Consider the following 1,259-nt stretch of genomic DNA (forward strand, 5'->3'; position numbering starts at 1 on the left):
TTTTTGTCTTCAGGGTCATAAAAGCTGAGTGTTGCAGGGCCAAAGTCACTGCTAAAGCCTTGCTCAGGGTTGTTAAAGTTCCATACTGTGACCGCATCATCTGCTTTACAGGCATTAAGCATGTTATCGGTATCGATATATAAACATTGGCTGGTGCGTGCTCGCGCGTAGTTATCAAGCAGCCACCAACTTTCAGCGACCAATTGTGCTTCTAAGTTTGGCAGAGCAGGGAAGAACAATTCGCTATTTAGCGCTGGGCCTTTAAATAGAGCAACGTGATAAGTGCTTGCATCATCAATGTTATCTGGCACTAAAGATACCCATTCTGGCTGGCTTTCGAGCATGCCTTTCAACTGGTTGCCAGTCACCGCAACTTGATAAATTGAATTAAAGCCTGGGGTATTCGATGGTTGGCGTTCAACCTTAAACGCGGCATGAAAGTCTTCTTGGGTTAGTGTACCCGGTAGCCAACGATCTTGTACTTGGCTTGCATCAAGTAAGGCGGCATCAATAGCAGGGAACTGCTGCATAGTCGCTTTGGCTGTAATCGTGGTGAGTTCTTCTGCAGTAGGGTAGTTTTCTGAAACGGCAATTTCGGTGTTTGCGTCTGGAGCATAACGTCCCATGATTTCATCGATGGCGGTTTTAGTGCTTTCATCTAGGGTCGTAATGCTGGTGGTTGGAACTGTATTGTAATCAACATCCGCAAGTGTCTTGTCTTCAAGGTTGAAGGTTAAGGTAAGATCCGTTAGCCCTTGTGCAAAAAAGTTTGGCTGAATAACAATGCTGCCGTTATCTAAGGTTTGATAGCTTTCACCGCCATGGGTATGCCCACCAAGCACTAAATCAATTCCAGTAACATTTTGTGCAATGCGGGTGTCAGTGCCTTCACCTAAGTGACTGACCATGACCATATAATCAACATCTTGACGGTATTGGTTAACAAGCTGCTCAGCCACTTCTTGCCACTGCCAATTCATTTTGAAATTAGCGATAAAATCAGGAATTGGCTCGTCTTCAACTGGTTCATCAAGTTCATTCCAAGGCACTGAAGTCATGCCAAAAAAGCCGATACGAAGGCAACCTACTTGGACAACCGAAAAATCAACACCGGCAAACGGCGTATCATTGCTACCATCATATTCGGTGTTACTTGAAAGCACGATGGCATTATCGTCATCGGCAAAGTCCAACAGTTGCTCAGGTCCCCACGCATAGTCGTGGTTACCAATCACACGTACGTCAAAAGCCATGGCTTT

Annotated in this window: 1 pseudogene; it reads right to left on the bottom strand. The window is 45.4% G+C overall.

Going from position 1 to position 1,259, the window contains the following annotated elements:
* Window positions 1-1,259 (bottom strand): annotated as a pseudogene (locus HUS62_RS23540) (metallophosphatase); the annotation flags it as partial.

Source organism: Pseudoalteromonas sp. 0303 (genome assembly GCF_013349995.1).
GTDB lineage: Bacteria > Pseudomonadota > Gammaproteobacteria > Enterobacterales > Alteromonadaceae > Pseudoalteromonas.